This is a genomic window from Brucella oryzae (assembly GCF_041929965.1).
Classification (GTDB): domain Bacteria; phylum Pseudomonadota; class Alphaproteobacteria; order Rhizobiales; family Rhizobiaceae; genus Brucella; species Brucella oryzae.
In genome coordinates, this window is record NZ_JBHEEO010000053.1 from 1 (window position 1) to 3,480 (window position 3,480).

Sequence of the window (3,480 nt, forward strand, 5' to 3'; positions counted from 1 at the left end):
TGGAAAATTGCGGCCTGTTTCGCCTGAATATCTACGAGCCCCTGGCCTTTCCGGCCAGAGAAACTTAACGTGACAACTCCCCTCGCCCACATGCGGGTAGTGTTCCGGCAGGATCTGAAGGCCGACATGCTTTTGTGCGATCCGCTCCACTGCCGGAGCCAGCGCACCGAGATTGTCGATATTGCCGGCATATGCAAGAATGGCCCCCGCCAGTGCTCTGGGCTGCGATGAGGCGTCACCAATTCCCATGGGCTTGATATTGTTCATGAAATGTATTCGCGCATGTTCCAGAATCCTGAGATCAGGGACCATTGTCCGGCCCTGTTGTGCATTTCGACGGTAAGGTCGCCGGAATGCGCATTACATAATAAAATCATGTATCTAATATGCATCTATACGTCCGCACGAAAACATGCAAATGATATACTTCTTTAGGGGTGCGGCGAAACGTACCCGCATGTCGGGCGCAAAAACAAAAAAATTATTGAGAAAAGCTGCCCAGCAGAATCTTAGCTAGTAAGTGGAAATGAGCCACATACTCATGAAAACGTCGATGACACGAGACCAAACGGCACAAGGATTGACTGCAATCCGGCGGGTGATAATTTCTCCAATCTTCGTTTCGAAAATCGTTTATTGTCAGTCTCTGATTGGAGGGACTTCAAATGATGGGGCTGAAGCAATCTGGCATATACCTTGACTGCGATCTGGACTGTTAAACCGCCGTTACTCACGGGATTTCTGATCTGACAAAATGATGCAGCCGAAGCTGGTGTGAACCGCCCCGGGTTTGCCGGAGGCTCCAACTTCTGAGAGAGTGGAGCCGATATGAGCAAGACAACGAACAAGTTTTCACCCGAAGTCCGCCAACGCGCCGTCCGTATGGTGCTGGATCACGAGGCAGAGCACCCGTCGCGGTGGGCGGCCGTTTCATCTATTGCGGGCAAGATCGGTTGCTCGCGAGCCACGCTGCATGAATGGGTGAAGAAGACCGAGGTCGACAGCGGCAAACGAGCAGGCTTGCCGAGCGACGCGGCCGAGAAGATGAAAGCTCTTGAGCGGGAGAACCGCGAGCTTCGTCAGGCCAACGAGATTTTGCGCAAGGCGTCTGCTTATTTCGCGATGGCGGAGCTCGACCGCCCCTTCAAACGATGATCTCGTTCATTGACGAACACCGTAGCGTGTTCGGGGTCGAGCCGATCTGCAGGCTTTTGCCGATTGCCCCATCAACCTACTACGAGAACGTAGCCAAGCGGTTGGATGTTGACCGCCTGTCGGTTCGCGCCCGCAGCGATATCGGCATGAAGATCGAGATACGCCGGGTGTTCAATGAGAACTTCCAGGTTTACGGCGTGCGTAAAGTCTGGCGGCAGTTGCAGCGAGAAGGCTACGACATCGCCCGCTGCACGGTCGCTCGGCTTATGAGGTCGATGGGACTACAGGGCATCATCCGTGGCAAACCGGTCAAAACCACCGTGTCGGACAAGGCCGCACCATGCCCGCTCGACCGGGTGAACCGGCACTTTTTCGCGCCTGCGCCCAACATGCTCTGGCTTTCTGATTTCACGTATGTGGCCACTTGGCAGGGCTTTGTTTACGTCGCGTTCGTGATCGATGCCTTCGCTCGCCGCATCGTCGGTTGGCGAGCAAGCCGGACTGCCCATGCGGGTTTCGTTCTCGATGCCCTCGACCAGGCGCTTCATGATCGGCGGCCCGTCCATCGTGGCGGACTGGTTCACCATTCCGACCGCGGATCGCAATATGTGTCCATTCGCTATTCCGAACGGCTGGCGGAAGCGGGCATCGAGCCGTCGGTCGGGAGTGTTGGAGATTCCTATGACAACGCTCTCGCTGAAACGATCAATGGTCTTTACAAGGCCGAGGTCATCCATCGGCGAGGACCGTGGCGCAACTTCGAAGCGGTGGAGTTCGCCACGCTGGAATGGGTAGATTGGTTCAACAACCGTCGCCTTCTGGAGCCCATCGGCGACATACCGCCAGCCGAAGCCGAAGAACGATATTACGCCATGCTGGACGCACCGGCCGTGGCCGCATAACTTAAACGAAATGGCCTCCGGCAAACCCGGCGCGGTTCAGTGAGCCGCCGACGAAGCGGTGAGGGCGGTCACTGAAATAGCTAAGGCAATCCGGGTTGGCTATGCGGGAACTGATCCGAACGAATAACTGATTTATGGGGCATGGGAATGTTGGGGTTGATTTTGGCGGTATCTGTCATGAGTTGGCAGCCACCCGCAGAACAGGTAACGCGACCGGTTATACAGATTTCAGGTCAATGCCGTGGCTGCGGCTGCAAGGGCGGCCCCGGCTGGCGTATTCATGCCACGGGACGTTGCGCTAGCTATCGAAATCTAGCACAGAACTGTGGTTCTCCACCGTCAGAAGCACTGTGCACATATGAACTCGGCGGTGCGAAGGTCAGGGAAACTCCCTCGTCTTCATTTTACGCACCATCCGACGCCAAGACAGTGACAAAGCCTGCGAAACCCAGCGGATCGATTGCGGGACGCGCATCTGTTATCGATGCCGATACTATCGAGATACATGGCCAACGCATCCGAATTTGGGGTGTTGACGCGCCAGAGGGTGCGCAGACATGTAAAAATGCATCCGGCAGTGAGTATCGCTGTGGACAAATCAGTTCGATGAAGCTGGCCAGCTATCTCGATGAGGCTCAACCCATTATCTGTGCTCAACGGGATGTCGATAAGTATAATCGCATTGTAGCATCGTGCGTGAATACCTTCGGCCAGGACCTAGCGACATGGCTCGTCCGGAACGGGCATGCTCTCGATTGGCCAATGTATTCAAAGGGCGCTTATTCTAGCGCTCAGTCAGAAGCCAAAAGCCGAAAGGCAGGCATCTGGCAAGGAACTTTTGTCGAACCATGGGTATGGCGGAAATTGAGCAAAGGCGCGATGTGAGGAGTGGTTGGCTCTCTGACCTAAACGAGATACTGTAGAAATAGCCAAAAAAGTCAATGACTTGTTTTAGCAAGTTAAAGTTGCGACGTTCCCAGCAAAATAGAGATGCGACAGATGCTGACGTTCAGCCCCCATTCCGAGAGGCTGGTCGGGGTTGCAAACGAGGAATGGGGGCGGGTGAATATCCACCTCTTCGGCTTTAGATCCCATGAGGAGTGAACAGCGGCCGTCGCTCTGGCAGAGTGAGGTTGCATCAAAACACTCGCTCAGGAGGAGCAATTTATGGAACCCGCATCCATTCATCCGACCGCTGTCCGCACTGATCTTGGCGCAATTTTTGTGGCATTGGAACTGAGCCGATCGACTTGGTTGATCACTTCGTTGTCGCCGGGCAGTGGCGAGAGGATGTCGAAGCATTTAGTGGCCGGTGGCAATGTAGCAGAGCTGCTGGATCGATTTGAGCGGTGTTGTCACGTTAACTGGGCTGCAGTTGCCTGCCTGACGGTTTGGGCGTAAATTTTGGCGATGCAGACATCAG

General features: G+C 54.9%; 2 protein-coding genes, 2 pseudogenes and 1 other annotated feature. Of the genes and pseudogenes, 3 read left to right on the forward strand and 1 reads right to left on the reverse strand.

The features are described from left to right. Positions 1-267 (reverse strand): annotated as a pseudogene (locus JNC70_RS22590) (hypothetical protein); the annotation flags it as partial. Between the two features lie 561 nt (positions 268-828). Here JNC70_RS22590 and JNC70_RS22595 point away from each other — a divergent pair. From JNC70_RS22595 to JNC70_RS22605, 3 genes and pseudogenes are all read left to right on the forward strand, one after another. Further along, positions 829-2,057 (forward strand): IS3 family transposase gene (locus JNC70_RS22595; RefSeq protein ID WP_374789037.1). Its coding sequence is split into 2 segments (ribosomal slippage): positions 829-1,123 and positions 1,123-2,057, totalling 1,230 coding nucleotides; the frame shifts between segments, so codons are not numbered across the junction. Then, positions 1,110-1,226: a sequence feature (AL1L pseudoknot), on the forward strand. Its footprint overlaps the gene before it by 117 nt. Before the next feature lie 177 nt (positions 2,058-2,234). Beyond that, the gene (locus tag JNC70_RS22600; protein WP_374789038.1) at positions 2,235-2,942 is read left to right on the forward strand and encodes a thermonuclease family protein; all 708 of its coding nucleotides are present in this window, start codon (positions 2,235-2,237) and stop codon (positions 2,940-2,942) included. 282 nt (positions 2,943-3,224) lie between these two features. Then, positions 3,225-3,407, forward strand: a pseudogene (locus JNC70_RS22605) (IS110 family transposase); the annotation flags it as partial. Positions 3,408-3,480: the final 73 nt, after the last annotated feature.

What these genes read in the sequence shown, in the direction of transcription:
- JNC70_RS22600 (WP_374789038.1), top strand. Translation starts at nt 2,235, where the DNA reads ATGAGTTGGCAGCCACCCGCAGAACAGGTAACGCGACCGGTTATACAG.